Genomic DNA, 25,103 nt, shown 5'->3' with positions numbered 1-25,103 from the left:
ATCCTATCTCTATTTTAACATGGAGATTAATTATGCCAAAATCAAAAAATAAAGCTAACCAAGCAAGTGGCCCGTTAAAAGAAGACGATATAGCAAATGAACCTTTAGAAAGTCTTCTTGCACGTTTAGAAGATACCCCTACCGAAGAGGGACAAAGTATCCTATACAGTAATAAATCCTTAAAAAGCATTGTTGCAGATTTAGAGAAGGACATCGCCAGTGGTGCTTTCACAAAAACCATTTATACACATACAGATATTACAATGATGCCTGCTCTAGTCGAAAAAGCAAATAATCGACATACAGCAATGAATATTCAACTCGCTATGAATCCTCAAAGCCTTGTCGAATTAATAAAAAAAGCAGTAAGCAGTGAAGCTGAATCTGCTAGGTTTATAGTTGGCACAGAGGGTGAAGACGCCCATTTTGGGGTAATAGATTATAGAAGCTTCTTTAGCAAAAAATCCTTGGTATTTTTTGAATCTACGAACTTTAAAAATCCAGCTGCACAAACACTAGCGTTAATGAGCAAATCAGCCATTGAAGATTCTCAGTTACTTGATTGTTGTTTTTCCATGGCAGAAATGAATATTCAAAAAAGTTCTTCCGGAAGTGGGATTGTTAGTTTGGCTTTAGCCAAAAAACTTTATTTCGAATATCCTAAATTACTAAGAATGCACATCGATAATATTAATGGTGATTTATGTAAAGAGGGCATCCCTTTATCTTCTGATAAGGTGGATAGATATCTTCCAGCCAGTTTTTACAAACACGCGCACCGTGAAGAACGTGTCAGGCAATATGTAAAAGAAAATCCAGAGGCTTTACATGAAATCGTTAATAAAAAAGGTGAAAGTCTTTTCGAAAGGGCTCATAAAAACTTAACTCTTGTAGAGGGTGAGCCCTTCTCTGTTTCAACGCACAAGAAAAGGATTCAGGAATATAAATCCCTGATGAAATGAATGTAAATATCTGTTTAGGTTGTGATTAATTCTTTAACATTGAGGTTTGATATGATTGAGAATTAAGTGGTGTGTTCAAATTTTTAAATGTTTTCATAAAAATTAATTTTCCTTTGGTGTATATAGATTTTTCAACGCTTCAAAGTGTAGAGGAAATGTGCCTGTTTAAACTCACACCATTTTCAGCAGCTTGTATTGCAAGTTTTCTATGGAGTTCTGGTGGTATTCTTAATCGAAACTTACCACTATATTTACCGTGTGACAAAGGCAGGAACTTCTTCTCCGTTGTGTTGCATGTCCTCAACAACTTCTAAAACGAGGTCCATAATGCCTTTTAAAGCTTTCTCTGCTTGAGCGTCTAACCATGAAATGGATGGGAATTCTGCACACAATCAGACATATTCCTCATCTTCTTGCGACCACAAAACACGATATGTATAATAATTATTGTTCATGTTTCATTCTTTCTAGTACTCTCTACAAAGAATAAAAGGTCAATTACGATGGCTTTTTCGTAAATCTCGTTCGATAAGATGCCGGACATAGCGTGTGTAAGGGATAGATTGATTTTTAGCTTTTTCCTTTAAAGCCTTCATAAGCGCTTGAGGCAAACGAATATTCATAGAGGCTTCTTTAGGTAAGAACTCAAAATGAACGAGTTCAAAACCAGTTAAGTCATAATCCGTGAGATCAGCAATATCAACAAAATTTTCTGCTTCTTCATCCGTCTTTAAAACGGGCATTTGTTTTAATTTAGAGGTTTTCATAAAAATCAATCTCCTTTTGGAGCATATAACGAGCGTTAATAGGACACACAAACAGTTCGTTCTTTATTGTTCTTAAGGTAAAGACTAAAAAAAATATATCGTTCATTATAGCTTCGTCCAATGGCTCTGAAACGCTCTTCTTTAACATTGGGGTCATGCTTTATGACGAGATTTCCAGAATTGGTGAATAAATATTCATTTTTTTTTAGAAACTCCATGTTTGATGTTTGGCACATTTGGACCAGTCACCGTAGAATACTTCACTGTTACAGATGTCTAAGCCTCAAAATCCGGAATGTATAAGCTTATTTTGCGGGAGCTAAAACAATGAGGCATCTTTGTCTAACTCACCGTAAAACAGCATTTTGATTATCCGTTACACTGTAAAACCTCATCCTTTAGGGCGAAGAGGAAGTCAAAGTAAAGATGGCATCAACTAAATAGGAACACTCATGCATCCGAGAGAGAAGATCAGGGAAAGTTTTGTTGCTTTGATAAAGGCAGCAAAAACGGCAGCTGGTGACAATGTTTTCAATATGCGCGATTTCAACTTTTCCCCTGAGAATACGCCTGCAATTAATATCTCAACGCAAAGTGAAACAATTAAAGATGGCTATGATTATGGAGTAAGGCGGCGTGTTTTAACGCTAGATGTTGAATGCTATGCAACATGTGAAGATGGAGCGCGTTTTGTTGACCAACTAGCATGGGAAGTGGAGGAGATTTTCTACGCTAATCCCAATCTCAACAACACAGTTGAGACATGCCGCCTGCAAAATATTGCTTTTGCCTTTGACGATAATGGTACTCTAGCGCTCCATGGTGCAATTTTAACCTTTGAAGTCATTTATGTGACAAATATCCCCAACATGGATGAAGAAGAAGGCAGTGTAACAGCAAGACTCGTTGAACATTTCTTAAGCTTTGAACCAGAAACAGGCGTGAGAAATAAAGATAAATACCATAAAATCGAGGTTACTCATGTTAGAGCGGCGCGATAAAGAAATCACAGATCTAAAGAGACGTGTAGCCAATATGGTTGTGGTGGGGAAGATTAGCCATGTCGACCATAAAAACGCACGCTATCGGGTAAAAAGTGGCAATCTTGTCAGTGACTGGATTCCAGACACACAAGCCCGCGCCGGTAAAACACGCTCTTATGAAGGACGCGATGTTGGAGAACAAGTGATTGTTGTTTCATCATCAGGAGATTTATCACAAGGGGTGATTGTGGGTTCCATTCACACCGATGCTAATCAAGCAGCCGATAAAGGCAGCATTCACCGAACTATATACCCTGATGGAACCAGCCTTGAATATGATGATGAACAAAACACTTATGGAATTCACATCAAATCCGGCGGAAAGTTTATCCTGACGATTGCTGATGGTGTGTCACTAAAAGGTGATGGGGGCAAGCTAGAGCTTACCGCACCGGAAGGCATAAAGATTGTTTCAGAAAGCGATATAAATTTAAACGCAAAGGGCGGCATCTCTTTGAAGGCTGGTGGTGGCATTTCACTGAATTCGAATGATAGTCTCTCTCTTCATTCTGGAAATAATGTTTCCATTCATTCAAGTGGACTAAAGCATAACGGCACCAATGTAGGAGCAACACATGTTCATGGCGGTGTTACTTCTGGTGGCTCTATGACAGGAGGTCCCAATTGAACAGTGGAATGGACTGCACAACGGGAAAGTCATTGACCGGCATTGATCATTTACGCCAATCAATCCTTGATATTTTGTCAACGCGGATTGGTTCGCGTGTAATGCGTCGTGATTATGGTTCACGCGTTGCTGAACTCATTGATGCACCGGTTAATAATGCTTTTGCTGTTGCTCTTTATGCTGCTGTTGCTGAGGCTTTAGACAAGTGGGAACCACGTTTTAAATTGAAAAAAATTGATTTTAAATGGAGTGAGGCTGGGCAAGTTTCTTTGTCCTTTGAAGGCATTTATTTGCCTTCAGGCAAGCCCATTACCATGGAAGGATTATTGATAAAATGAATGGAGCACTTGCAAAACCCGAAATCATCACAGAACTTTCTTTTGAGGAAATACGCGCTGCTGCTCTTGCCCATTTAAAAGAGCTTTTGCCTGAATATACCGTTCTTGAAAGTGATCCGGCTGTAAAAGTCATTGAGGCTTTTAGCTATCGAGAATTGCTGTTAAGACAACGTATTAACGAAGCGGCACGCAACAACATTCTTGATTTTGCAACCGGTGAATCTCTTGACGCTTTGGGAAACTGGCATGGTCTTGCCCGCATGGAGGGTGAAAGTGACGAGAGATATCGTGAACGCATTCAACTTCATGTCCGTGGTGGCAATGGTAGCGGGACAGAGCCATATTACAAGCTTATCGCTCTCTCAAGCGATAGTCGTGTTAAGGATGCGATTGTTTACCGTAAAGGCAAAGACCCAACTATCTATGTTGCTCTTTTTGGTAACAATGAAGAAGGAACAGCATCTGAAGATCTCATACAAATAGTTTCAGAAGCTCTTCACAGAAAAAATATCATCATGACCAATGATACAATCATTGTTCACGCTGCTGTCAAAAAAGTGGTGGATTTAGAAGCAGATGTTTGGCTGTTACCAGAAACATCTTTAAAAATTCTCACAACAATGGAAACAAATTTAAGAGCAGCGTGGAGACAAGAACAAGCCATTGGTCGTGAATTAAGTTTGTCGTGGTGGATTTCAAAATTAATGATTGCTGGTGTCCAAAAAGTGATCGCCATTACACCAAAACAAGACAGTACGGTTTGTGATGAAGAAGTTTTATCTATTGGAAAAATCACCTTAAACTTCAAAGGGCGTGCGCGCTAATGGTTGGCTCCCTCCTCCCCACACATGCAACAGAATTTGAAAAGCGTCTTGCCGATGTTTGCGACTTTCATCAAGATGTTGATGGTTCTGTTTTGGGGATTTCACGTTCTAAACTGATCACACGCCCTCCCCGTTTCTTGCCGTGGTTGATTGAAGAATACGGGCTTGGAGAGCTTACGCCTTATGTTCCAAACCTCTATGATTTGATTGATCAAGGGCTTCAATGGCAGCGCTTACGTGGCTCACTTGCGGCAATAGAGATGGGGCTTGAATGGCTCCAGATTACAGCACGCTTTCAACCCGCCTGGACGGGTCGGGTATGGTGGAACTCCTTTCAACTCTACTTTGATCAGTTGCCTGAACGAACACAGCTTGAAGCCATTGAAGCGATTACCGACCTCTCCAAAAGTTTGCGCTCTGATTTTCGTCGAGGGGCCTATGGCTATGATGTTCAAGCCATGGAAGGCAATATGTCACGCCTTGATGACAGCATGTTGGAGTATGAAAGCGGTGTTCACTTAACAGCTGGAGGCACTTTGTTTTCCTTTGGGCGCACGACAGAGATCAATCACACACTGAAAGAAGAAGAAGGCAGGCTTATTGGCAATTGGATAAATGATGGGGATGAAGAATTAAGCTGGAACCAAATCGATTACCCATGGGACATGGCAAACTTTCCGTGGTGTTCGGTCAAAAAACATGAACGCGATATACTCATGGCAGAGTGGTTTAACAACCGCACGCTTTATCTCGTGTTAAGAGACACTCAAAATGCCGTGATTGGGTATCGCAGATGCTATGCTGTAGCGCCTGTCGAACAGGCTTTGGATGGCGTTTACAGCCATTCAGGCGGCAGATTCCAGCCCTCCCCGATGGGTAGCGCACTTTTTCTGGCAGCACGAACAGATTTTCACGATATTGACCGCAAACAAGCAGCATTTGTTTCCATTCTCGTTCATGCCTCTCCAAAACAAGATGTCCCTCTTGGCAAGCTTTGGTGTGACGCCAATGAACTGAATGGTGGTGTCGAGATACTCAAAACAGCTGTCAATATTCCTTTGCGTGCCGATGTTCGCGAACAATTCAAGATTTTATTGAGGTTTTAATATGAAGCATGAAAGTGGTTTACCCTTTGCAATTGACAGATCTCGCGGCAAAGAGGAACAACAAAGCGTTGTCTTTTATGGCACGCGTCCCTTTATTCAAAGTGGTGAACTGAATGAGGTTCAAACCATCATAAGGGGACGGCATGACCGTTTGGGACGCCTTGTTGCCAAAGAAGGAGACCGCATTGAACGAGCTGATGCTTTTGTCAACAAAGACACGAGGACCATCACTTTAACGGATGGCAAGATTTATATTGCAGGTGATATCTTTCCAGTCTCTGAAGCTGTACTCAACAATGTTGCCATGATTGGACGCATTGAAATTGGTGTGAAGCTACAAAAAAAATGGATTACCCATGAAGATGATCCAGAGCTGTTGGGGCAAGTCCCTGGCTCATTGGCAGAAGGAGAGCCTGGTGCCGCACGCGAAACAGCTCAGCTTGTTTGGGCTCTGAAAGAAGATACACAGCAAGGCACTTTCTTTCCGGTTTATATCTTACAAGATGGTGTTCTGATTGATCAAAAGTCCCCATCACTGCTTGAACCCGCCATGCAAGCTATTGCTACTTATGACAGAGCCCATGGGCATTATATCGTGAGTGGCTGCCGTGTGACAGCATTAGGACCAAACAACGGTTGCCAAGTGTTTAGTATTCAAGAAGGAGAAGCCAATATCAATGGCTTTAAACGCAAACGCCTTGCTGCTTTGCGCCATGAAGAGCCAGAGGATTTTTCGACAAGCGTTGTTCCAAGCGAAACGCATATTTTTGCGCCTCCAAAAGGGAAAACAAGTTTTACCTTTAAACCCTATTATTTTCCTATTGCTGATATTCAGTCTCTTTTGTTGACAAAAGAAAAAACCGTTAACGTCACCCGTGGTGCAGTTGCCGCTGGGCGTGATGGTGTTCCTGATAAAAGCATCACTTCTTTTATTAAAGTCGTTCAAGGAAGCAAGGAATTTAAAGAAGGCACAGATTTTAAAAAAACAGGAGACACCATTGATTGGGCTCCCGGGGGGGATGAACCTGCTAGTGGGAGCACTTATAAAGTCACTTACCGTTATCGTGCACAAGTGACAGCCGATAAGGTAACAGCACAGGAAATTACCGTCTCAGGTGGTGCTGATGGCGGTGATATTATTGTCAGCTACACTTACAAATTGCCACGTATTGACCGTATAGGTCTCAACACAGTGGGCAATGTGGTTTATATCAAGGGGATTTCGTCAGACGATCCCATGGCACCCAGTGTTCCTGATGATGTCTTATCCCTTGCAACCATCACTAACAATTGGCTTGAAACGCCGAGTGTGGCCAATGATGGCACACGGGTTGCGCCCTATGATGAGATGTGGCGCTATTTTCAACGGGTGCTCTCCCTTGACCGGTTGATGCAATTAGAACGCATTAAAAGCAATGTCGACTCTAAAGAACCTGTTGCCAAAAAAGGCATGTTTGCCGACCCTTTTCTAGATGACTCTTACAGAGATGAAGGTTTTCAACAAACGGGGGCTGTAGGCAATGGCATTTTGCAGCTCGCCATTGACCCAACCTTTTACACCGCTCATCTGAACGCGCCTGTCACGCTTGACTGGACAAATGAAGTGATCATTGCGCAAGAATTGAAAACGGCTTGTGAAAAAATCAACCCTTATCAAAATTTTGCACCTCTCCCTGGTACAGTAACCCTCACACCCGCGACAGACTTTTGGCATGAACAGCGCACCGATTGGCTCTCGGGTATCACCAATCAAATCATTATGGGAAAACATCATGGCAGAACCATACGTAGAACAGAAGTAAGGGATAATTTTATCAACACATACCAAGAACAAAGCGACTTTTTAAGACAAATTACCCTTTCCTTCAAAATTGAAGGCTTTGGCAATTGGGAAATCTTAAAAAGCCTTACCTTTGATGGTGTGGATGTCTTGCAAAATTCTTTCTTTTCTGCCGATAGACAAGGCACCGTTAAGGGCAATTTTAAGATTCCTAAAAACATTATCGCTGGCACAAAAAATGTTGTGGCACGGGGAATGGGTGGAACAATTGCAACGGGGCTTTTTACCGGTCAAGGTGTGATTGATGTGAAAGTCATGCGGCGCACCACAACGGTGAAAATATGGGAAAATGACGATCCACAAGCACAAGTCTTCACCCCTGATGAAACACGGCAAATCACAGGTGTTGACTTTCATCTTTGCAAAATCGGTAATCAGAACCATGATCTGGTGATTGATTTGGTTAGCACAGAAAACGGTTATCCGACCGCTGATATTCAAGCACAAAGCTTTTATTCTATGAAGGGCGCAAAGCTAGGTTGGGCAGAAGCACGCTATGATGTGCCACTCCTTGTACCTAATGACCGCTTAACGGCTTTCGTTATTAAGACAGATGATAGTAATCATTCTATCTCCTTGGCAAAGCTTGGGGATTTTGATGCAGAACACCAGAGATATGTCTCGAGCCACCCTTACGTGACCGGTCCACGCTTTTCTTCTGTCAATGCGCAAAGCTGGACTGCCCATCAAAATGAAGCCTTAGCCTTTCGTGTGCTGGCAGCACGCTACACACAAACAGAAAAAACCATTAATCTTGGCACTTTTGATCTTGTTGATTGTTCTGATTTGCAAATACGCGCGGCCATTGAATTGCCTTCAAGCGATTGTTCTGTCATCTTTGAAATTGAACGAAACAATGGCACAATTTATCAACTCCTTCCCTTTCAATTACTCAGCCTTACCGAATATATCAGTGAAAAAGTAAAGCTTCGCGCTATTCTCAAAGGGACAGACAAACTCTCACCTGTTTTGTTTGCTCCTGTTCAATTGATTGCGGGGAAAATTCATAAAACAGCCACTTATGTCACCCGTGCTTTTGCCTTTGGCGAAAAGGCAAGGTTGACCAGCTATATCAAAACCTTTTTACCAGGTGGCGCAACCTTCTCACTCGAGATGCAACTGGATGATGGTGCTTTCACCCCTTTGAAACTCGACGAAACAGAACAACTCGCTGAACCACTTTGGACAGAGCGCAAATTTATCAGTGGTGATAAAACAGCCAAACAAGCGCGCTTGAAACTCACGCTTACCGGCGGACCAGCAGCACGGTCTATGGTGAGCGATTTTGGCGCCGGTATATTGTGATGGGAGAACAGAGATGACCAAAACCAAAAAACTCGACATGGAATTGCCTAAAGAAGGTCGTTTTATCAGTTCTGAATTCCCAATCTTGCGCGAAAACTTGACGAAAATTGATCAAGCCATTGCGGATGTTGAGGAAAAGGTAGAGGGAAAAGCGCCTTCAAAACACACGCATACAATAAGTGATGTCGCAGATCTTGAAACGACCCTTAAGGCCAAGATGGCAGCGGATAAAACTTTCACTTTAAAAGATTTAGGCGATATCGATGGTGCACAAGATGCCGCCAACAATTATGTTCTCTACAAAGCAAGCAACAATCATTTTACCTTTGGCAGTGCTGTCTCACTGTTAGGAACGCACCAACATAAAACAGAAGATATTGTTGGATTGGATGAATTTAGAGCCAAGATTAATCAAGATCTCACAAGCTATGGGCGCCTAAAACAAGCCAATGAATGGCAAGATTATAATAAATTTACCAGCAAAGTCACCATGAGTGGTGATGTGGAGCTCATAGGCAACTCATCGTTTAGCCTCGCCCATAATGGTGAAGTGGTGACACGTTTAAATGCAAGTGGAAGCACCTTGAAAGGACCGCTTAAAGTGGATGGTGATGTTGTTTATACGAAATCACAAGTGGATGCAACCATCTTGGCACAAATAAAGAGTCTTAAAAAAGATTTGACCGATAAAATCACGAATTGGGCTGCCCTTGCCGATGCTGAATTGCTCTATACACAAAATGGAAAAATTCAATGGCCAGATTGGGTAACGGATAAAACTAAAGTTGAGATCCAAGCATGGGGCGGCGGAGGTAGTGGTGGTGGTGCGGATACACCAAGATTAGGCGGCGGAGGCGGAGGCGGAGGTTGTTCCGTGTGGTATGGCTACAAAATCAGTTTAAATGGGCATGAGGATATCGTGATTGGTAAAGGAGGGGCTTCTATTGCAAAACGCTATGCAACAGGAAATTCTGGAGGAACAACAGTTGTTGGTAAAAATTTCATGACTGCTACAGGGGGACATGGTGGTGGGGGTGCTTATTACGATAACTCTCGCGCAAATTTTGTTGGTGGTACTACTTACTACTATTCAGGATCTGGCGGTGCTGGAGGTACAGGTGGAAACTTTGGTTTAGCAACAGACGAACATCCAGGAATCGCCAAAGGCGGAAATGGTTGTTCAGGAACAAGTGGAATTACTAGCAAGACAAGCGGTAATGGAGGTGATGCTGGGGGTGATACATCAAGGGGTGGCGCTGGAGGAGTAGGAAAAGGTTCCTATAGTTCAGGAAAAGAAGGGCGTGGTTTTGGAGGTGGTGGTGCTGGTGCTCATTCAGATTCTTCTTCAAGTGGTGCTGGAGCTGATGGTGCCGTTCTTATAAGATTATGGAGAGATTCTTCTGATCCTTTAGAGCAAAAAAAGGATCAAGGAATATCAATTAATTCAGTAATAGCAGGTGTTCAATTAACAGATTTTATGATAGGAGTACCAAAAGAGCTATTAGTAGACAGTAAGATAGAAGAAAAACAAACAGGTCACAGGGGAAAAAATCCCTTATCCTCTTTTTTGCTTCGATAAAAACTTTTTAAAGTCCTTTTTGACTGACAGTGTCAAGCTTATGAGAGAGTGTAGATGATTGTTATGGTCTCTTCATTAATTTGGAGAGCAAAATGACAATAGAATTTAAACTTCGTATTCGCTTTATTAAGAATGGCAAGGGATCTAAGTTTTTAGCAATATTTGATCAGACAGCCGTTGGTATGGTCGTAAAATCCTTGATGTTAACGTGCAAATTTATCCCCTCCATGCGCCTATTCTTCTCTTTACGCATGAGGTGGAGAAAAGAAAAACAAGTCTAAGCTATTAGGCTTTCCAGTGGGATATTAAACTGTTGGTGCAAATTTTTAATCATGCGCAGTGTTAATTTTCTTTTACCACTCAATATCTCGTAAACGCGATTTAAATGACCAATCGCAGGAACAAGATCTTTAGCACTTAAGTTCATTTGTTCCATTCTAAATTTAATAGCTTCAATTGGATGAGGAGGAGAAACAGGATAGTGTTCCGCTTCATACGCTTCAATTAACAAAACAAGAACCTCCATTTGATCAAATTCTGGAGTATTCTCTTTAGGTTGCTTGTCAAACATTGCAGACACAATTTCTAAAGCTTCTTGATAATCTTTTTCAGTACGAATGGGCTTGATATTCATTTCTTAAATTCCTTTAGTTCTACAGTATTGGCATCAATCGCATCATACTGTTTATGCGTTCCTATAAATTTTATATAAAGCCAACCTGCCGGATAAAAGATTGAAACAATTAAACGATAGTCATTACCTCTAATATTAAAAACAACACGATTATTTTTTAATATGCTTGCATTTTTATATTTCTCTTTAATGTCATGAGGAGAACGCCATTGTGCGTTTTTAGCTTCATCTAACCATGCTTTTAATGGTTGTTCAGCATCAGGATATCGAGTCCAAAAAGTTTGAAGTGTGGAGATTTTAACAATTTTCATAAGTATATCCTGATTTTTATTAGCTGTAGTCCCATTTTGGTACCAAGTCAAGATATTTATAAAAAGAAAGTGCTTGTTGAAAACAAACCTTTCTCAAGAGCGGTTTTTAACCTCTCATTTTTCTCATTCATTTTAATTTACCAATCATTTAAAGGAGCATAAAATATGGCAACAGGTTTTCTACATGGTGTTGAAATTGTCGAAGTTGACGATGGCACCCGACCCCTTCGCGCGGTTCAATCGGCAGTTATCGGGATTGTTGGCACGGCGCCCGATGCAGATGAACAAGCATTTCCTCTTAACACACCCGTTTTGGTAACAGGTTCTCTTTCACAAGCAGCTAAACTGGATAAAACAGGCAAGCGTCAAGGCACCCTACCCAATGCCCTTGATCTCATTTTCAAGCAAGTGGGTGCCATTGTTGTTGTCGTGCGCGTGAACGAGGGTGACAATGAAAATGCAACACTCACCAATGTTCTAGGTGGTGTAAATGCAAATGGCGCTTATGAAGGCGTCCATGCTTTGATTGGAGCACAATCCATTGTGGGACAAACACCACGCATTCTCATTGCTCCAAGCTTTACACATCAACGCCCTATCAGTCTTAGCAAGATTGATGTGATAAAACAAGGCAGTGGTTACACCAAAGCAACTGTTAAAATTGCCGGCGGTGCAGAAGCAGAAGCAATCCTGAAAGATGGAAAAGTAACTTCTGTTGTCATTAAGGACAGTGGCTTTGATTATCAAACCGCCCCAAATGTGACGATTGAAGGAGATGGCACTGGTGCGACAGCCAAAGCCGAAATCAGTACAACCTCTAATCCTGTAGCGGCAGAACTCATTGGCATTGCAGAGCGTCTGCGTGCTATTGTGGTGCTTGATGCACCAAACAGCACAGATGAAGCATCCCTTGCCGCAGCAAAGGATTTTGATTCAAAGCGCGCCATCATAGTTGACCCTTTTGTAAAGGTGAATCGTGATGGAAAAACTATAGAACAGCCATCAAGTGCAGCGGTTGCAGGTGTCATTGCCAAAACTGATTTTACACATGGTTTTTGGCATTCTCCTTCAAACAAAGTGATTAATGGCATTGTTGGCACTGCGCGTCCCATTGATTTTTCCATTGGTGATAGATCAAGCCGCGCCAACCTTCTTAACGAACAAAACATCACAACAATTATCCGCGAAAATGGTTATCGTCTTTGGGGTAATCGCACCCTTTCAAGCGATACAAAATTTGCTTTCTTATCGGTGGTGAGAACCGCAGATATGATCAATGACGCCATTTTGCGCGGGCATCTATGGGCTGTCGACCGCAATATCAAAAAAACCTACATGAGTGACGTGAGTGAAAGCGTCAATGCCTATTTGCGTGATTTAAAAGCACAAGGCGCCATTCTTGGGGGGCGTTGTACGCCTGATCCAGAGTTGAATACAGCAAGTGCTATTGAAAGCGGCAGAGTCTATTTCAATGTCGAATTCACACCAACAACACCAGCAGAACACATCACATTCCGTTCACGCATTGTGAATGATTATTTAGAGGAGATTTTTTAATGGCCATACCTGTTTTACCAAGAGTTTTGAAATATTTTAACATTTTTGTCGACGGCATTCCCTATCAAGCAAAATGTGAAAGCGTAACATTGCCGAATTTGAATTTGGTTGTTGAAAGTTATCGCGGCGGAGGCATGGATAGCTCTATTGAGGTTGATCTTGGTCTTGAAACCCTCACGCTTAGCATGACCATTTCTGATTGCTCTCCAGAGTTGATGACACTGTTGGGGCGCACTGATGTCGACATTTCATTACGAAGTTCAATGCAAGCTCAAGGCACACCAGCAGAAGGTGTTGTCATTACCATGAGAGGACTATGCAAAGGATTTGAAATGGCAGAATGGCAACCGGGGAGCAAAGCAACATCCACGGCTACATTTACATTGCAATATTTCAAATATGTCCAGAAAGATGTGGAAATTGTTGAGATAGATGTCCTCAACTTGGTGAGAAAATTTAATGGCGTTAATCAGTTAGCAGACCATAGAGAAAATATAGGATTATAAAATGGCAGTCCAAACAAGCATTACGCATAAATTACTTATCCCTGTTACCTTTGAAGGAAAAGAGCACACCGAAATTACCTTACGGCGCATCAAAGTAAAAGACATGCAAGCCATTGATAAAAAGGAAGGCACTGATCAGGTGGTAACTATGATCGCACGCCTTTCTGGATGGCCACATGAAGCTGTTGGGGAACTTGATGGCGGCGACATGGCAAGTCTTGGAGAAATTTTGGAGTCTTTTACCAAACGGCGGGAAACCTCGAATGGGAAACCGCCGCTAAACTCATAGCCGATATTGCCATTGTTTTTCATTGGTCTCTTCCAGACATGATGGAAATGGAACCGCAAGAATTAATATTCTGGCGCAATCAAGCAGCAGAAAGGTATAAAACAAAATGAGTGAAAAGACTAAAGTTGCCGATGCAAAGGTAAAATTGTCCCTTGAAGACAAACTCACCGCGCCTCTCAAACATCTTCAAAAAAAAATCGATACATTGTCAAAAACACTCTCACGTAAATTGAGTATTCCTCGCTTTTCTGCTGCTGTAAAAAATATGACGTCAAGTTTGAAAGGTGTTCAAAGTGCTCTTAGCACGGCGGCAAGCCGTGCTTCGGTCTTTACCAATGCTTTAGGGCTCACTGATGATGGTCTTGTGGCAAGCTTGATCTCTGTCACCATGAAAACCATGCATCTGGGGGATAGTCTTCACCACGCATCAAGGCATTTGGGGATGAGCGTTGCATCGCTTCAGTTATGGGGCGATGCAGCCGATAACTCAGGCATTTCTGCCGAACTCTTTCAACAATCCTTAGCCACTTTAAATAGGCGTTCAGCACAAGCCTATGCTGGACAAAAAAAAGGCATTATGGGCTTTGAGGCACTTGGTATTTCTGTAAAAGACGCCTCTGGAAAACTCAAATCAAATTCGACTTTGTTGGAAGAAATTACCGACAAGATGAGTAAGATGAAAAATCAAGCGAAACGACAGCATATTGCCGCTCTGTTGTTTGGTGGTGATGGTAAGGAAATGGCCGCTATGCTTGCGCAAGGGATGGCGCCAATCAAAGAGCTGTTTGCAAAGGCGCGGAAAGGAAAATGGCTAATAGGTGCCGATGTCGCACGCTATGCAGCGGACTTAAGTGACAAAATGGGAGCCTTTAAGAAAAAAATAGGCGGCATCGCTAGTTTTATTGGCGCACGTTTCATGCCCGTGATCAACGACATGATTGACGGTTTTTCTCGCCTGATTGATGAAAACCGCGACCTCATTCAAACCACCGTTGCTGGATGGGCTAAAAGCGTAAAAAAAGTCTTTAATGATTTGCTTAATCCTACCTCTGATTTGAGAAAAGGCATCAGCGATCTTACAGAGAGAATTAAAGGCTGGTTTCAATGGATGGAACCACTAATCGGTGAAATAACCCTCTTTAAGGTAGGGCTTGTAGCACTTGGTTCATTCATTTTTGGTCCACTTATTACGTCATTAGCTGTAGCGGGAGCAGCGTTTGTCACACTTGGCTATACTATTATGACGACACCTATCGGTTGGCTAATTGGCGGCATCGCAGCACTTGTTGTACTCTATAAATATTGGGACAAACTCAATGGTTTGGTGGCTGCATCTTTAGCTGTAGTTGGAGCAGTTCTTACTGGGGCATTCATTTCGGCAATGGCACCGGCTGCTTCCGCAATTGCTGGTCTTGCTGTAACTCTTGTAGCTTCACTCATTCCAGCAATAACTGCCGTTGGTTCTGCTTTTATATCGCTTGGTATCGCAATCATGACCACTCCTATCGGCTGGATAATGGCTGGTATTGCTGCCCTTGTTGGAGTTGGATATCTGCTCTACAAAAATTGGGATACGGTAGTAAGCTTCATAAGCAACTTGTGGAATTCTTTTGCGAGCTTATGTAGTAGTGTTTTCAATAAACTCCTTACCCTCTTTAAAAACTTTTCACCGTTCTCTTGGATTGCAAAAAAAATCAATGCATTGATTGAGTGGCTGTTTGGCGTCGATTTAATGGGAGCAGGTTCCAATCTCATTGGTAGCTTGTGGGACGGCATCAAAAGCCAATGGAATGCTCTGTCTGATTGGTTCGGCAACAAGATTAATCAATTAACCAGCTGGATACCTGGCTGGGGAGGAAAAAAGTCGGAATTTAAGGCTACAATCAACAAAACGTCAACCCAAACAATAAAAACCCTTACCGATGAAACCAATGCACGCGCAAAAAGAGTGGTTGATACAGCAGTTGTCACCAAAACTCCTTCTGAAGAACGCATGGGTGGTTTTAATACAGGAACAGTCGAAACAAGGTATATGGAACCTCCAAAGACACAAGTGGATGCCTTCAAAGTTTCAAAGCCAATTACAGTTCATAAACCTGTTGAAGTAGACGCCAGCGTAACCATTACAAATTTAAATATTTCAGTACCAAATGGTCTCAAAAACGAAATTAGAGACGCTATCAATCAAGCACTTGAACGCTATGCAAAACAGCAACGTTTAGCCATAGCCTCTAGCCTTTCGGATTAAATACCATGATGTTAGCTTTGGGTGGTTTTATTTTTTCGATTGAAACAGCAGCTTATCAAACACTTGATATGTCTTATGGGGTTCCATGGGTGGAGCAAGGGCGATTGGGACGAAAGGCGGCTCTTCAATTGCCAGCTGTTGCAAATGCGGAATTTTCTTTAGCAGGCGTGATTTATCCAGATTTCAAAGGTGATCACAGACAGCTCGAATATTTGCGACAAATGACACATGAAGGACCTCACATTCTTGTGACCGGTCAAGGCAAAATCTTAGGTAAGTTTGTCATTCTTTCTGTAGAGGAAAAACAAAGCGTTTTTCATCATAACGGTACCCCAAAAAAACAAGAATTTACGATAAAGTTGAGAGAATATGGTGAAGACCTATGAGTGACCTTTATATGACCAAAGATGGCGATATGGTGGATGCCATTTGCTGGAAATACTATGCCAAAGGTCAACAAGCACTTGCTGTTGAACGCGTCTATGCAGCGAATTTGGGGCTTGCAGACTATGGACCCATTTTAAAAGCAGGTATCACGATACTCTTGCCGTCCCTCCCCTATCCGAAAGCCACACCAGTGATCAGGATTTGGGGTAGCAAATCATGAAACCTTTTTGCATGGTTCTGGCAAATGGAGAAGACATCACCAAAACGCTCATGGATTATGTTTTATCAATTGAAATTACCGATGAAGCAGAAAACAAAAGTGATCGTATCACTATAGAGCTTGATGACCGCGCACGTGAAAGTGATAACGGCTTTCTTGATATTCCTCTTATCGGGACAGTTATTTCCATAACACTTGGCTATGAAGGCGGGAAAAACCGCGATATGGGAGCCTATCTGATAGACGAAATCTCTGTGAGCAGCCCACCACAAAGCTTAAGTGTTACAGGGCGCGCCGCATCAATGAACACGTCTTACAGAACTCCAAAAAGCCAATCCTATCACCAACAAACCCTTGGCAGTATTGTTCAAGAGATAGCGCAGCGTAATGGCTATACGCCAAAGGTTGATCCTTCTCTTGCAAAAATCGTTGTGCGTCACATTGATCAAACAGCTGAAAGCGATATGGCTTTTGCCGCACGCCTTGCAGAAGAATATGATGCGGTAGCAAAGCCCGTTGATGGCAAACTTGTGCTCGCCAAACGGGGTGAAGGCAAAGCCATCACCGGTGAAACACTCCCTATTGTTGTTATTCATGAGGAACATTGCACCTCTTGGGATTTTAAATACAGCGCACGGGATGAAGCAGGTGCAGCAAATGGCTTAGAAACGGATGTAGGAAACGACCAAAAAGCTGCAGCTGATGCACGAGCACCAGAAGAGATAGATGATGATGAAAACTTTATCCATATGGATGACAGTGACAGAGCACTATCATCATCATTTGAATCGGAAAAAGCAGAAAAAGAATCTGAGAAGAGAAAAGAAGAGAAAAAAGGTGGTGTTCTTGCAACCCATCATAATATCCGCAGTGGTGAAAAAAAAGAAGTCAAAGTTGGTAACCCACCATTTCATGAACTCAAATATACTTACCACAATCAATCAGAGGCTGTTGCGGCCATTGCCGCTTATCGCAATAAATCATCACGCGGTAAGTCTTCTTTCTCATGTGAGATCGGTGGTGATCCGTTTGTGCAAGCAGAAGCAAAGCTTGTTCAGGAGCCCCCTTTCCGCCCCTATATTCCAGCAGAATGGCGCATCAAAAGTGTTAAACACAAACTTGATAAAACGGGTGGTTACACCACAAAAATAGAGTGTGAACTTTTTGATGAAGCACAAGAAGATGCGGCTGGAAACGTTGCAAATACGACACCAGACAAAGATGATACCCTTGATCCAAATGCTCCACCAGACGCTTCATATGACGAAGGTGAAGGCGTCATCCATATGGATAAAGAGCATACATGATAGATTATAAATCAGATGTAGAGCCCCTCATTAAAAAGGTTGCTTAAGTACCTTCCTTCCCCATCTTTAAAGGTGGGGAGGGGTTAATACACTAAAGTTATACGTGTGGAACTGGTCGTTCAAGAGGCTGTACTGCCAAACGAAACCCCATGGTACGCAGTAAAGCATTCAAGCTGCGAAACTCTGGATTGCCTTTTTCTGAAAGTGTACGGTAAAGTTGTGTTGGATTCAGGTTGGCTGCTTTAGCCACAGCTTGAACACCACCATAAGCTTTGGCCATTTGGCGGAGCGTTACAAGCAGTTCACCCTGATCACCATCTGCTAGGATTGCATCAAGGGTAGCTGCTGCCAACTCAGGGTCATCACGGAATATTTCTGCCATTGCATCATTATGGTTACGGTCTTTCATTTTTGCACTCCTTTAATCTTCACGGTTTTGCCAATCACGCCAGCAAGCACATACGCGAGTGATATCAGTCTCTTGTGTTTTTTTGCTGCCACCGCATAATAGCAACAATACGGTCCTTCCAGATTGGACATAATAAACTCGGTAGCTAGGACCAACATTAATACGCAATTCATGAACACCATAACGAAGCGGCTTGAAATCGCCAAAGTTTCCCTGCTCTAAACGATTAAGGCGGCGAATAATTGCAGTTTTAGCCTGCATATCACGGAGCTTTCGCAGCCAATCGGCTATCAAGTCTTTGCCATCAGAGGTAAGGTAGTGACGTATTTCAAACATGATGTGTATTCGTTTATAAACGAATATTTGTCAAGAGAGAAATTAAAAGTTGAGAAAAAATCTTCTTTTATTCCAATGAAAAAGCGACATGAAGCTTAACCAAGCTATCTTTCCGAATGAGAAAGATGTCAATTTTTTAATCCAGCTCTGCTTTTTGCGGAGCTTTTTTATGGAGCAACACATGCGAAAAATATCATCAGAAGGACTTGCACTTATTAAACAATGGGAAGGATTGCGTTTGAACGCCTATAAAGATGCCATTGGGGTGTGGACAATTGGTTATGGACATACAAACAGTGCTGGAAAACCTTTTATTTACGAAGGCATGACAATTACTGAAAAGCAAGCAGAAGAACTTCTTTGCCAAGATTTAAGACAATTTGAGAATGCTGTTGAACGCGCTGTTACAGTTTCATTAACGGATGAACAATTCGCGGCGTTAGTGTCCTTTTGCTATAATGTAGGAACAGGAGCCTTTTGTAACTCGACACTGTTAAAAAAGCTTAATAGTGGTGAATATGAAGCTGTCCCTGCAGAGCTACAGAAATGGACCAAAGCAGGCGGTAAGCGTCTTGAAGGTCTAGCACACCGGCGTGCGGCAGAAACAGGCTTATGGGCAAAAGGGGCTTATGTTTCCTCCAATTATCAAACAGTAGAAACGCAAGCACCAACGGGATTTTTCAAAGCAGAAGCTCTTGCACCGATTATTGGCTCTTTTTCAGGTCTTGGCGGTTTGTTAGCAGGCAATGGCCCCATCCAATGGGCTTTGGCAACCATCATGGTTTTAGCCGCATGTACTGGTATTTTCTTTGTTGCTAAACGCTTTCAGGAGCACCGTCTATGATCTTATGGATGAAAAGAAATCTGATGGTAACAGGTGCGGCTTTAGCCGCTTTTTTTATTGCCTTAGCTAGAGCCTTTACTCTTGGGAAAAAAGCAGCGCAACAAAAGCAAACAGAAAAAGCTTTAAAAGCAGCCACAACACGGCTGGAGGTGGAAAATGAAGTTAATCAAAAAAGTGATGCTGATGTGCGTGCTGCTCTCTCTGACTGGTTGCGCGACAAATAAATATGCTTCTTCTTGTGTTGGCTGGTTGCCAATTTATTTAGACAAGAAAGATCTGAACGCCATCAGTTCAAACTTAGCAAGAGAGATCTTAAAGCACAATAATCTAGGTGAACGCGTGTGTGGGTGGAAACATGGCTAGAAAAAAAACACAAGACGATATAGAGCTTACAGAAGCAGAAAAAGAAATCCTTCAAGAAATCATCATAACCTACAAAAGTGTAAAAGTGATGTCTCGTTATACAAAATGGATTGTACTCATTATACTCTTATTAGCGCTTGATTTTTCACGTATTATGGATGCGTTTGTAAGTATTTTTACACAAAAACCAAATATCCGACTCTAAACATACTCTGAGACACGCGAAATTCTTTAGAAAATGATTTCTTAATTTTGCTCGTCTCATGGGGGCTATCAATAATAGCTTTACACATTTAAAACAGTGGCTAACCAAAAACTGAAAGCTTTATCCCCTCTCCGCTTTTGAAACGGGGAGATGAATCATATTTTTAAACTAAGCAGCTCTCATTACAAATCTTGCTAAGACCTGTTTTGCCTTTTTGATTAAGGCTTTATATTTTCTGTTTTCTTCATCCACTCTAAAAGCGTCAACAAGACAAATCTAACAGAACGTAAAAGATACAAAGCTTTTATCACCAGCATTCATACCTTCTCAATGACTTGGGTAAATCAAAGCGCCTATAACTATCATAATCAACAGACTGGCTTTCTTGGAGAGATGCATCACGTCAATTTGGGAAAGTTCAAAAAACAACTGTCTCGAGCAAACAAACCACTCCAGTTGTTTGGCTAGTTCGTCAAAATGATTTTGAACACATTGAAACAGGTTTGTAATCTCGCCATCTAGATCATTAATGACAGAATATTTTGCTGGTCGTTTGTTCAGGAAAATAACACCAGAACCTAAAAATGGTTCAACATAAGTTTGATGTTCAATGCTCTTTAAAATCGGTATAATTTTCTTACGCAGATAGTGTTTACCACAAATCCACGCAAAATGAGTCAAAACCCTTAATGTGCAGAAAAAAGATTGTATCAGCAATCTATCCGCTATCGATTTAAAGTGTTTTCTAGGCACCTGATTTGGCAATAGACATACTGCCGTAACACTGTCAAGCAGCTTCTGATGATTTTTTGATCTCTCTGTTGATCTCATCTATGATGAGGTTAAATATTCAGAACGCTTTTAAGACAATTATACTGAATTTCTTTCAGTTTTTTGGCTTCAATATAACGGTCAATTTCAACAAGATCCCATTTTAAATAACGTTCTTCTTGTATAGGCTTAGGAAAAGCTCCGATTTTTACAAGATTTCTAATGTAAGTTATTGACATTCCGAGATAAATTGAGAGATCTTGTATATTGACAAACCGTTGCAAGCGCATCGACAGTAAAGCCTGTTCGAATAAGCTTATTTTTTCTATTGAGGCAGTTAATTTTTCTTCGTTCATTTGAAGCTTTCCTTATTATCGACGTGTTAAGAATAATTATAAAGGGTGTGGATGCTGGAGAGCGTTGGAACACCCCCAATTTAAAAATTTACAAGGTTTATTTTTCAGATGTGTTTAATTTCATATTTCCAATCAGGAAATTGAGTAAGAGCTAATGCGAGTTGTCCTCTATGACAAATGCATACATTGGCTTCAAAACAGGTGATTGCAACGCGCTTTTTGTTTAAAAAAATTTGATATAATTTGTTTATTGCACAAGAATTATTCTTGAGAGTTGTATTTTGATAATCTTCAAAAAGGCGGTCATAATCTTTTTGTGTTTTCAAATTTCTTCGTTTTTCAGAAGTAATTCCAAGTTCAGGCATATGCATATATTCAATATCAATGTTGCTTACAGCTTGCTCTAATTGTCTTTTTGAAAATCCGTGTTTTCTACTTATTGGATTTTTACGAACATCACATAAAGTTTTGATATTGTTTTCTATGAGACAATTAAGATAATTCTCAAGAGACCTACCTTCATAGCCAATGGTAAAAAAACAAGCTTTTTCATCTTTAGCAGGCTGTATGATAATATGTTTGATGTTACACACGTTTAATTTCCTTAGTAAATGGGTGGGGGTACTGGGAGGAAGCACCCCCATAGTGTTAAGCGGCTTTTGTCAAGATTTGCTTCATGTTTTGCTCTATTTCTGCTAAAAAGGCTTCAACAGCTTTATTAATCTCTTCAATGTATCCTTCATCACGATAGACGCGTTTGATTTTCATTCTCAAGCTAGTAGATCTGCCTAAAAATTGCGGATTATAGCTAATGAAATGACACCATTTGCGTCCTGTGCATGCCATTTGGAATTGCATCTGCGCGATGTATTCAGGCTTAATTTCGTCATACATAAAAAAACGAAGATGAGTCGTTGATTGTGGACATTTGACTTCGATTAAACCGTCCTCTCCAACAAACCCATCAGGACTAGCCCCCGCCATTTCCATTTTTGGGTGTGGGATAAACCCGCATCTTGTGACATTGGTGTCATAAATGAATTCATATTCTCTCAAGGCGTCCTCTTCATGTTCAATGCCCCATTGCATAGCCGGTGTTGTATAAGATTGGCTTATTTCCCCTGTTAAGCGCTCTGTCATGAGTTTCATTTTGTAATCTTCATATTTGCTTGTAGGCAAACCTTTTGCTGTCTTACTGAGCACGTTGTAAACATTAGATGCGGTGACTTTTCCTAGCCTTGCTTGAAACCATTCTGCTGTTCTTTGTTCCATCTCATACCGCCGTTTGTTGCTCTTGTGGTGGGAGCGATTGTAGAGCTTTTTCTTTTTGAATATTTTTTCTTCTTTCTAAATGCCCCAAAACCAATTCTGCTTTTTCACAAGACATATCTGTTAGTTCTTCTGCTTCTGCAAAATAGAGAAGACTACTTTCATTTGTCCCTGTTTCTTTAATTAATTCTTCGATTTGCTTTATCTGTTTAGAGGAAACTTTTTGATTATTTGTATCGCCTTCTTTGGTTTGCGTTTGACCATCTGTATCGTCTTCTTTACTTGCTACATTAAGAAGCATGCCTAACAGGTATCTGCGTGCGTAGGTAAGTGTGGAACCAACTGATTGTATGCTATTTTTAGAGCCTGTACTGTCAATTGGAAATGTTCCTTCTGTTGAGATTTGATTGCCTGAAGGATGAGACAGAATTATTTCTATGGTAACGTTTGTTGCGGTTTGACTTTTAATACGAGAAAACAAAGCAAAGTTGTATGTTGCAAGCGCGTCCTTTACAGCATCAATGTACTGATCAAGCGTAGCATATTTGCTGTTTGTATGGGTGTTTGTAGAGTTTTTTTCAATATCTTGACATTCCGTTTGCATAGCCGAAAGATCACGGACAAAGTTTTGATAGTTTTGCCGTTTTATTTCTTGATCTCTTAAATCAAGAAGACGTTGTAGGCGGTCAATACCGACGTCATTTTCTAAGGCTCTATTTAAAATGCGTTCCATAGCAGTTTGTTCGACGACTAAATGATGTGTTTCTTCAACTTCTGTTAGGTTAGTGTTTTGTTCACTCATCTTAATTTCCTCCATTTGCGCGCAATTCACCCGTGGCGTGAATCACGCTTGTTTTGAAAAATGGTTGTTTGGTTGTTAAATTTTTATGTCTGCTGAGATTCTTGTGTTTCCGCGAATATGGGCTAATCCACAAACCTCGGCATTTCTAAAAATCTTGACTTCGTCATAAATGTATGCGCTATCATAAACTTTTACATTGTTATAAATGCACGCACTACCAGACACATTAGCATTGCCATAAACATATGCATAACTGCAAACTTGCACGTTTCCATAAACCTTAGCACTTTCATAAACCTTGGCAAAATCTACAACCCAACAATTGCCCTTATGTGATAAGTTGCTTTCATTTTCAATATAGCCGCCTAAATCACCTTTCTTGACGTCTCAAAAGTCTTGTAATGCACGAATGCGGTGAGCCTTACGCTTATAAACTATATCGATTTCATCAGTAAATTCGTATTTCTTTTCCATTATTGCGTTTCCTTAATTAATGCATGCATTGTCTTTTAAGTTGAGAAAGCACACCCATACCTTTTGTTGCGATTTTTGCTGAAGGAATGACTTTTTTTATTCCATCAGAGGTTTGAATAGTGATGGTAGGACAATCCATAAGCCCTTTTCTGATTTTGTCTTGGTAAGATAACAAGGGACTGCTTGGAGCATGGCGATAAACCCAACCTTTTTCCTGTAAGAAGAGAATGAACTGTTTTAGTTGTAACTCTAATATTTTAGCAGCTTCGGTAAAACCAAAAAGCCCATCATGACGCTGTAAGCTTTCAAGAGCCATTGCTTTTGGTTTAAGAGTACTCATTTCACTTTTTAAGTTTTCTAATTGTCTGACGCTTTCTAAAAGCAGTTTTTTCACAAACAGAGGGTATTCTAAAGCGTTTGCAAGGTCTAAAGGTTTCTTTGCACACCGTTCACATTCAATAAAATATTGACGGGCTTGTTTACCTTTTTCATTACGCTCTACCATAGCAAGCTCTTTTGCCATATCTAATGTGAAGTGATAGTCTATAGCTACAACAGCTCTAGATTTTACGCTCCCAAATTTTGGGGAGCGTAAATCTTGTGTTTTTATGAAATCATTTCCCTCTTCAAACTCGTATTGATGAATACGGTCCTTAATCCAAGTGGAAAAATCTTTTCCTATTTCTAAAAATGCATGCAATTCACGTGCGTTGACTGTTTGAACCCTTGTGTTATTAACAGTACTTTCTGATATTGTAATGAGATTACTCATAATAAATTCCGTTTTCTATTATGATGATATTGTTTGCAAAGGGGCTTAAGCGCCCCCCCCTTTTTAAAGCACATCACATGGGCGCAAACGGTGTTGCTGTTCATAGGTACCGAATATCTTATCCTTATATTTTTCGTCTACGATATCGTCTAAAAGCCTATGGTAAGCATTGCTTTCACAGATATAAGGATCAACCTTGCTGTCCTCATCTAGAAACTCGAAGTTTTCTTTTATATATGCCTCTGCAATATCTTCAGAGATATCTTCGCAACTTTTCTCAAAAGGATTTATACGAAAGATTTGTACGGTATCATCTGCTTCATCAACAATCTCTAGAATTTGGCTTTCATCTAGTGGACCTGCCTCTCCAATGTGTTGATCATCATCGTAGACAACTAATAAAATTTCATTGGAATTAATAAGAATTGGCTTATCCATAATTACCCCCCTCTAACGCCTTTTGGCGATTGTTTGTTTGTGGTTTATGGAATATATGTAATACGCATAATGCATACATGTCAATAATAAAGTATGCTTTATGTGTATTTTATGTTGACGGTATAAAAATCTTCTTACAAGATTTTTTCTAGATGACGATTCTCATGAAAGGGGAAAGTGAATGGTTATGAAAACAATAAAAAGTGATATAGA

31 protein-coding genes and 3 pseudogenes are annotated in these 25,103 nt (G+C 40.9%); 20 read left to right on the top strand and 14 right to left on the bottom strand.

The genetic code is table 11. The features are described from left to right. Positions 1-32: 32 nt before the first annotated feature. Positions 33-962 (top strand): YopJ/AvrA family T3SS effector serine/threonine acetyltransferase, encoded by a 930-nt coding sequence (locus tag ACKC4Y_RS01220; RefSeq protein ID WP_409361601.1) that lies wholly within the window; start codon positions 33-35, stop codon positions 960-962. A 139-nt stretch (positions 963-1,101) separates the two neighbouring features. On the opposite strand, the pseudogene ACKC4Y_RS01215 reads toward ACKC4Y_RS01220, so the two are convergent. Continuing rightward, positions 1,102-1,417: pseudogene (locus ACKC4Y_RS01215) on the bottom strand (type II toxin-antitoxin system HicB family antitoxin). A gap of 39 nt (positions 1,418-1,456) precedes the next feature. After that, positions 1,457-1,729, bottom strand: a complete 273-nt coding sequence (locus ACKC4Y_RS01210) for a CopG family antitoxin (RefSeq protein WP_409361600.1) — start codon at positions 1,727-1,729, stop codon at positions 1,457-1,459. Positions 1,730-2,181: 452 nt separating this feature from the next. Here ACKC4Y_RS01210 and ACKC4Y_RS01205 point away from each other — a divergent pair, with 452 nt between their 5' ends. The 8 genes from ACKC4Y_RS01205 (at position 2,182) to ACKC4Y_RS01170 (ending at position 10,673) form a co-directional block, all read left to right on the top strand. Beyond that, positions 2,182-2,730, top strand: coding sequence for a hypothetical protein (locus tag ACKC4Y_RS01205; RefSeq protein WP_409361576.1), 549 nt, complete (start codon positions 2,182-2,184; stop codon positions 2,728-2,730). Continuing rightward, the gene (locus tag ACKC4Y_RS01200) at positions 2,711-3,400 is read left to right on the top strand and encodes a phage baseplate assembly protein V (RefSeq protein ID WP_409361575.1); all 690 of its coding nucleotides are present in this window, start codon (positions 2,711-2,713) and stop codon (positions 3,398-3,400) included. The genes ACKC4Y_RS01205 and ACKC4Y_RS01200 overlap by 20 nt, the downstream gene beginning before the upstream one ends. After that, complete coding sequence (locus ACKC4Y_RS01195; RefSeq protein ID WP_409361574.1) at positions 3,397-3,738, top strand: GPW/gp25 family protein; 342 nt, start codon at positions 3,397-3,399, stop codon at positions 3,736-3,738. The genes ACKC4Y_RS01200 and ACKC4Y_RS01195 overlap by 4 nt, the downstream gene beginning before the upstream one ends. Then, the gene (locus ACKC4Y_RS01190; RefSeq protein ID WP_409361573.1) at positions 3,735-4,562 is read left to right on the top strand and encodes a baseplate J/gp47 family protein; all 828 of its coding nucleotides are present in this window, start codon (positions 3,735-3,737) and stop codon (positions 4,560-4,562) included. Before ACKC4Y_RS01195 ends, ACKC4Y_RS01190 begins: the two co-directional genes overlap by 4 nt. Next, positions 4,562-5,668 (top strand): phage tail protein, encoded by a 1,107-nt coding sequence (locus ACKC4Y_RS01185; RefSeq protein ID WP_409361572.1) that lies wholly within the window; start codon positions 4,562-4,564, stop codon positions 5,666-5,668. Before ACKC4Y_RS01190 ends, ACKC4Y_RS01185 begins: the two co-directional genes overlap by 1 nt. 1 nt (position 5,669) lies before the next feature. Then, positions 5,670-8,813, top strand: coding sequence for a DUF4815 domain-containing protein (locus ACKC4Y_RS01180; RefSeq protein ID WP_409361571.1), 3,144 nt, complete (start codon positions 5,670-5,672; stop codon positions 8,811-8,813). Positions 8,814-8,826: 13 nt separating this feature from the next. Next, positions 8,827-10,392: a Bgr_08870 family protein gene (locus ACKC4Y_RS01175; RefSeq protein WP_409361599.1), complete on the top strand. Its 1,566-nt coding sequence runs from the start codon at positions 8,827-8,829 to the stop codon at positions 10,390-10,392. A 92-nt stretch (positions 10,393-10,484) separates the two neighbouring features. Next, positions 10,485-10,673 (top strand): hypothetical protein, encoded by a 189-nt coding sequence (locus ACKC4Y_RS01170; protein WP_409361598.1) that lies wholly within the window; start codon positions 10,485-10,487, stop codon positions 10,671-10,673. Here the strand turns inward: ACKC4Y_RS01170 and ACKC4Y_RS01165 are convergent. Both ACKC4Y_RS01165 and ACKC4Y_RS01160 read right to left on the bottom strand, forming a co-directional pair. Continuing rightward, positions 10,670-11,026, bottom strand: coding sequence for a helix-turn-helix domain-containing protein (locus tag ACKC4Y_RS01165; protein ID WP_409361597.1), 357 nt, complete (start codon positions 11,024-11,026; stop codon positions 10,670-10,672). The genes ACKC4Y_RS01170 and ACKC4Y_RS01165 overlap by 4 nt on opposite strands. Beyond that, entirely contained in the window at positions 11,023-11,337 is a 315-nt protein-coding gene (locus ACKC4Y_RS01160) for a type II toxin-antitoxin system HigB family toxin (protein ID WP_409361596.1), read from the bottom strand. Before ACKC4Y_RS01160 ends, ACKC4Y_RS01165 begins: the two co-directional genes overlap by 4 nt. Positions 11,338-11,502: 165 nt before the next feature. Here ACKC4Y_RS01160 and ACKC4Y_RS01155 point away from each other — a divergent pair, with 165 nt between their 5' ends. Genes ACKC4Y_RS01155 through ACKC4Y_RS01120 form a run of 8 tightly spaced genes read left to right on the top strand, consistent with a single transcriptional unit; the run spans position 11,503 to position 17,851 of the window. Next, complete coding sequence (locus ACKC4Y_RS01155) at positions 11,503-12,894, top strand: phage tail sheath subtilisin-like domain-containing protein (RefSeq protein ID WP_409361567.1); 1,392 nt, start codon at positions 11,503-11,505, stop codon at positions 12,892-12,894. Further along, complete coding sequence (locus ACKC4Y_RS01150) at positions 12,894-13,400, top strand: phage major tail tube protein (protein WP_409361566.1); 507 nt, start codon at positions 12,894-12,896, stop codon at positions 13,398-13,400. Before ACKC4Y_RS01155 ends, ACKC4Y_RS01150 begins: the two co-directional genes overlap by 1 nt. Before the next feature lies 1 nt (position 13,401). After that, positions 13,402-13,689: a phage tail assembly protein gene (locus ACKC4Y_RS01145; protein WP_409361565.1), complete on the top strand. Its 288-nt coding sequence runs from the start codon at positions 13,402-13,404 to the stop codon at positions 13,687-13,689. Positions 13,690-13,727: 38 nt separating this feature from the next. Next, complete coding sequence (locus ACKC4Y_RS01140) at positions 13,728-13,799, top strand: GpE family phage tail protein (RefSeq protein ID WP_081486138.1); 72 nt, start codon at positions 13,728-13,730, stop codon at positions 13,797-13,799. Further along, complete coding sequence (locus ACKC4Y_RS01135) at positions 13,796-15,937, top strand: phage tail tape measure protein (RefSeq protein WP_409361564.1); 2,142 nt, start codon at positions 13,796-13,798, stop codon at positions 15,935-15,937. Before ACKC4Y_RS01140 ends, ACKC4Y_RS01135 begins: the two co-directional genes overlap by 4 nt. A gap of 5 nt (positions 15,938-15,942) precedes the next feature. Beyond that, a complete protein-coding gene (locus tag ACKC4Y_RS01130) occupies positions 15,943-16,323 on the top strand; it encodes a phage tail protein (protein WP_409361563.1) in 381 nt (126 codons plus the stop codon). Further along, positions 16,320-16,544 (top strand): tail protein X, encoded by a 225-nt coding sequence (locus ACKC4Y_RS01125; RefSeq protein ID WP_409361562.1) that lies wholly within the window; start codon positions 16,320-16,322, stop codon positions 16,542-16,544. The genes ACKC4Y_RS01130 and ACKC4Y_RS01125 overlap by 4 nt, the downstream gene beginning before the upstream one ends. Further along, positions 16,541-17,851: a phage late control D family protein gene (locus ACKC4Y_RS01120; RefSeq protein ID WP_409361561.1), complete on the top strand. Its 1,311-nt coding sequence runs from the start codon at positions 16,541-16,543 to the stop codon at positions 17,849-17,851. Before ACKC4Y_RS01125 ends, ACKC4Y_RS01120 begins: the two co-directional genes overlap by 4 nt. Positions 17,852-17,948: 97 nt before the next feature. Here the strand turns inward: ACKC4Y_RS01120 and ACKC4Y_RS01115 are convergent, their stop codons facing one another. Next, positions 17,949-18,260 carry a helix-turn-helix domain-containing transcriptional regulator gene (locus ACKC4Y_RS01115; RefSeq protein WP_409361560.1) on the bottom strand — a complete coding sequence of 104 codons (312 nt, stop codon included), beginning with the start codon at positions 18,258-18,260 and terminating at the stop codon, positions 17,949-17,951. 12 nt (positions 18,261-18,272) lie between these two features. Further along, complete coding sequence (locus ACKC4Y_RS01110; RefSeq protein ID WP_409361559.1) at positions 18,273-18,596, bottom strand: type II toxin-antitoxin system RelE/ParE family toxin; 324 nt, start codon at positions 18,594-18,596, stop codon at positions 18,273-18,275. Positions 18,597-18,777: 181 nt separating this feature from the next. Between ACKC4Y_RS01110 and ACKC4Y_RS01105 the strand changes: the two genes are divergently transcribed. The 3 genes from ACKC4Y_RS01105 to ACKC4Y_RS01095 all read left to right on the top strand — a co-directional run bounded on the left by ACKC4Y_RS01105 (position 18,778) and on the right by ACKC4Y_RS01095 (position 20,008). After that, positions 18,778-19,440, top strand: a complete 663-nt coding sequence (locus ACKC4Y_RS01105; protein ID WP_409361558.1) for a lysozyme — start codon at positions 18,778-18,780, stop codon at positions 19,438-19,440. Then, on the top strand, positions 19,437-19,664 hold the full coding sequence (locus ACKC4Y_RS01100) for a hypothetical protein (protein WP_409361557.1): 228 nt from the start codon (positions 19,437-19,439) through the stop codon (positions 19,662-19,664). Before ACKC4Y_RS01105 ends, ACKC4Y_RS01100 begins: the two co-directional genes overlap by 4 nt. Positions 19,665-19,795: 131 nt before the next feature. Beyond that, positions 19,796-20,008, top strand: coding sequence for a hypothetical protein (locus ACKC4Y_RS01095; protein WP_409361556.1), 213 nt, complete (start codon positions 19,796-19,798; stop codon positions 20,006-20,008). Positions 20,009-20,176: 168 nt separating this feature from the next. Here the strand turns inward: ACKC4Y_RS01095 and ACKC4Y_RS01090 are convergent. The 8 genes and pseudogenes from ACKC4Y_RS01090 to ACKC4Y_RS01055 all read right to left on the bottom strand — a co-directional run. Then, positions 20,177-20,390 (bottom strand): annotated as a pseudogene (locus tag ACKC4Y_RS01090) (phage antirepressor Ant); the annotation flags it as partial. 2 nt (positions 20,391-20,392) lie between these two features. Then, positions 20,393-20,725, bottom strand: a pseudogene (locus tag ACKC4Y_RS01085) (DNA adenine methylase); the annotation flags it as partial. A 125-nt stretch (positions 20,726-20,850) separates the two neighbouring features. Beyond that, a complete protein-coding gene (locus ACKC4Y_RS01080; RefSeq protein ID WP_409361595.1) occupies positions 20,851-21,135 on the bottom strand; it encodes a helix-turn-helix transcriptional regulator in 285 nt (94 codons plus the stop codon). Positions 21,136-21,239: 104 nt separating this feature from the next. After that, the gene (locus ACKC4Y_RS01075; protein ID WP_409361594.1) at positions 21,240-21,728 is read right to left on the bottom strand and encodes a DUF488 domain-containing protein; all 489 of its coding nucleotides are present in this window, start codon (positions 21,726-21,728) and stop codon (positions 21,240-21,242) included. Between the two features lie 55 nt (positions 21,729-21,783). Beyond that, the gene (locus tag ACKC4Y_RS01070; protein ID WP_409361593.1) at positions 21,784-22,407 is read right to left on the bottom strand and encodes a lambda exonuclease family protein; all 624 of its coding nucleotides are present in this window, start codon (positions 22,405-22,407) and stop codon (positions 21,784-21,786) included. A 1-nt stretch (position 22,408) separates the two neighbouring features. Next, positions 22,409-23,206, bottom strand: coding sequence for an ERF family protein (locus ACKC4Y_RS01065; protein WP_409361592.1), 798 nt, complete (start codon positions 23,204-23,206; stop codon positions 22,409-22,411). A 490-nt stretch (positions 23,207-23,696) separates the two neighbouring features. Then, positions 23,697-24,452 carry an antA/AntB antirepressor family protein gene (locus tag ACKC4Y_RS01060; protein ID WP_409361591.1) on the bottom strand — a complete coding sequence of 252 codons (756 nt, stop codon included), beginning with the start codon at positions 24,450-24,452 and terminating at the stop codon, positions 23,697-23,699. 63 nt (positions 24,453-24,515) lie between these two features. Beyond that, the gene (locus ACKC4Y_RS01055; RefSeq protein WP_409361590.1) at positions 24,516-24,890 is read right to left on the bottom strand and encodes a hypothetical protein; all 375 of its coding nucleotides are present in this window, start codon (positions 24,888-24,890) and stop codon (positions 24,516-24,518) included. Between the last annotated feature and the right edge of the window lie 213 nt (positions 24,891-25,103).

Source organism: Bartonella heixiaziensis, assembly GCF_046245125.2.
Lineage (GTDB): Bacteria > Pseudomonadota > Alphaproteobacteria > Rhizobiales > Rhizobiaceae > Bartonella > Bartonella heixiaziensis.
The sequence above is the reverse complement of the archived record's forward strand: the minus strand, read 5'-3'. Positions and strand labels throughout refer to the sequence as shown.

Bases quoted from the DNA above. Each gene is read 5' to 3' on its own strand.
- ACKC4Y_RS01220 (WP_409361601.1), top strand. From the start codon at position 33: ATGCCAAAATCAAAAAATAAAGCTAACCAAGCAAGTGGCCCGTTAAAA.
- ACKC4Y_RS01210 (WP_409361600.1), bottom strand. From the start codon at position 1,729: ATGAAAACCTCTAAATTAAAACAAATGCCCGTTTTAAAGACGGATGAA.
- ACKC4Y_RS01205 (WP_409361576.1), top strand. From the start codon at position 2,182: ATGCATCCGAGAGAGAAGATCAGGGAAAGTTTTGTTGCTTTGATAAAG.
- ACKC4Y_RS01200 (WP_409361575.1), top strand. From the start codon at position 2,711: ATGTTAGAGCGGCGCGATAAAGAAATCACAGATCTAAAGAGACGTGTA.
- ACKC4Y_RS01190 (WP_409361573.1), top strand. From the start codon at position 3,735: ATGAATGGAGCACTTGCAAAACCCGAAATCATCACAGAACTTTCTTTT.
- ACKC4Y_RS01185 (WP_409361572.1), top strand. From the start codon at position 4,562: ATGGTTGGCTCCCTCCTCCCCACACATGCAACAGAATTTGAAAAGCGT.
- ACKC4Y_RS01180 (WP_409361571.1), top strand. From the start codon at position 5,670: ATGAAGCATGAAAGTGGTTTACCCTTTGCAATTGACAGATCTCGCGGC.
- ACKC4Y_RS01175 (WP_409361599.1), top strand. From the start codon at position 8,827: ATGACCAAAACCAAAAAACTCGACATGGAATTGCCTAAAGAAGGTCGT.
- ACKC4Y_RS01170 (WP_409361598.1), top strand. From the start codon at position 10,485: ATGACAATAGAATTTAAACTTCGTATTCGCTTTATTAAGAATGGCAAG.
- ACKC4Y_RS01165 (WP_409361597.1), bottom strand. From the start codon at position 11,026: ATGAATATCAAGCCCATTCGTACTGAAAAAGATTATCAAGAAGCTTTA.
- ACKC4Y_RS01160 (WP_409361596.1), bottom strand. From the start codon at position 11,337: ATGAAAATTGTTAAAATCTCCACACTTCAAACTTTTTGGACTCGATAT.
- ACKC4Y_RS01155 (WP_409361567.1), top strand. From the start codon at position 11,503: ATGGCAACAGGTTTTCTACATGGTGTTGAAATTGTCGAAGTTGACGAT.
- ACKC4Y_RS01150 (WP_409361566.1), top strand. From the start codon at position 12,894: ATGGCCATACCTGTTTTACCAAGAGTTTTGAAATATTTTAACATTTTT.
- ACKC4Y_RS01145 (WP_409361565.1), top strand. From the start codon at position 13,402: ATGGCAGTCCAAACAAGCATTACGCATAAATTACTTATCCCTGTTACC.
- ACKC4Y_RS01135 (WP_409361564.1), top strand. From the start codon at position 13,796: ATGAGTGAAAAGACTAAAGTTGCCGATGCAAAGGTAAAATTGTCCCTT.
- ACKC4Y_RS01130 (WP_409361563.1), top strand. From the start codon at position 15,943: ATGATGTTAGCTTTGGGTGGTTTTATTTTTTCGATTGAAACAGCAGCT.
- ACKC4Y_RS01125 (WP_409361562.1), top strand. From the start codon at position 16,320: ATGAGTGACCTTTATATGACCAAAGATGGCGATATGGTGGATGCCATT.
- ACKC4Y_RS01120 (WP_409361561.1), top strand. From the start codon at position 16,541: ATGAAACCTTTTTGCATGGTTCTGGCAAATGGAGAAGACATCACCAAA.
- ACKC4Y_RS01115 (WP_409361560.1), bottom strand. From the start codon at position 18,260: ATGAAAGACCGTAACCATAATGATGCAATGGCAGAAATATTCCGTGAT.
- ACKC4Y_RS01110 (WP_409361559.1), bottom strand. From the start codon at position 18,596: ATGTTTGAAATACGTCACTACCTTACCTCTGATGGCAAAGACTTGATA.
- ACKC4Y_RS01105 (WP_409361558.1), top strand. From the start codon at position 18,778: ATGCGAAAAATATCATCAGAAGGACTTGCACTTATTAAACAATGGGAA.
- ACKC4Y_RS01100 (WP_409361557.1), top strand. From the start codon at position 19,437: ATGATCTTATGGATGAAAAGAAATCTGATGGTAACAGGTGCGGCTTTA.
- ACKC4Y_RS01095 (WP_409361556.1), top strand. From the start codon at position 19,796: ATGGCTAGAAAAAAAACACAAGACGATATAGAGCTTACAGAAGCAGAA.
- ACKC4Y_RS01080 (WP_409361595.1), bottom strand. From the start codon at position 21,135: ATGAACGAAGAAAAATTAACTGCCTCAATAGAAAAAATAAGCTTATTC.
- ACKC4Y_RS01070 (WP_409361593.1), bottom strand. From the start codon at position 22,407: ATGGAACAAAGAACAGCAGAATGGTTTCAAGCAAGGCTAGGAAAAGTC.
- ACKC4Y_RS01065 (WP_409361592.1), bottom strand. From the start codon at position 23,206: ATGAGTGAACAAAACACTAACCTAACAGAAGTTGAAGAAACACATCAT.
- ACKC4Y_RS01060 (WP_409361591.1), bottom strand. From the start codon at position 24,452: ATGAGTAATCTCATTACAATATCAGAAAGTACTGTTAATAACACAAGG.
- ACKC4Y_RS01055 (WP_409361590.1), bottom strand. From the start codon at position 24,890: ATGGATAAGCCAATTCTTATTAATTCCAATGAAATTTTATTAGTTGTC.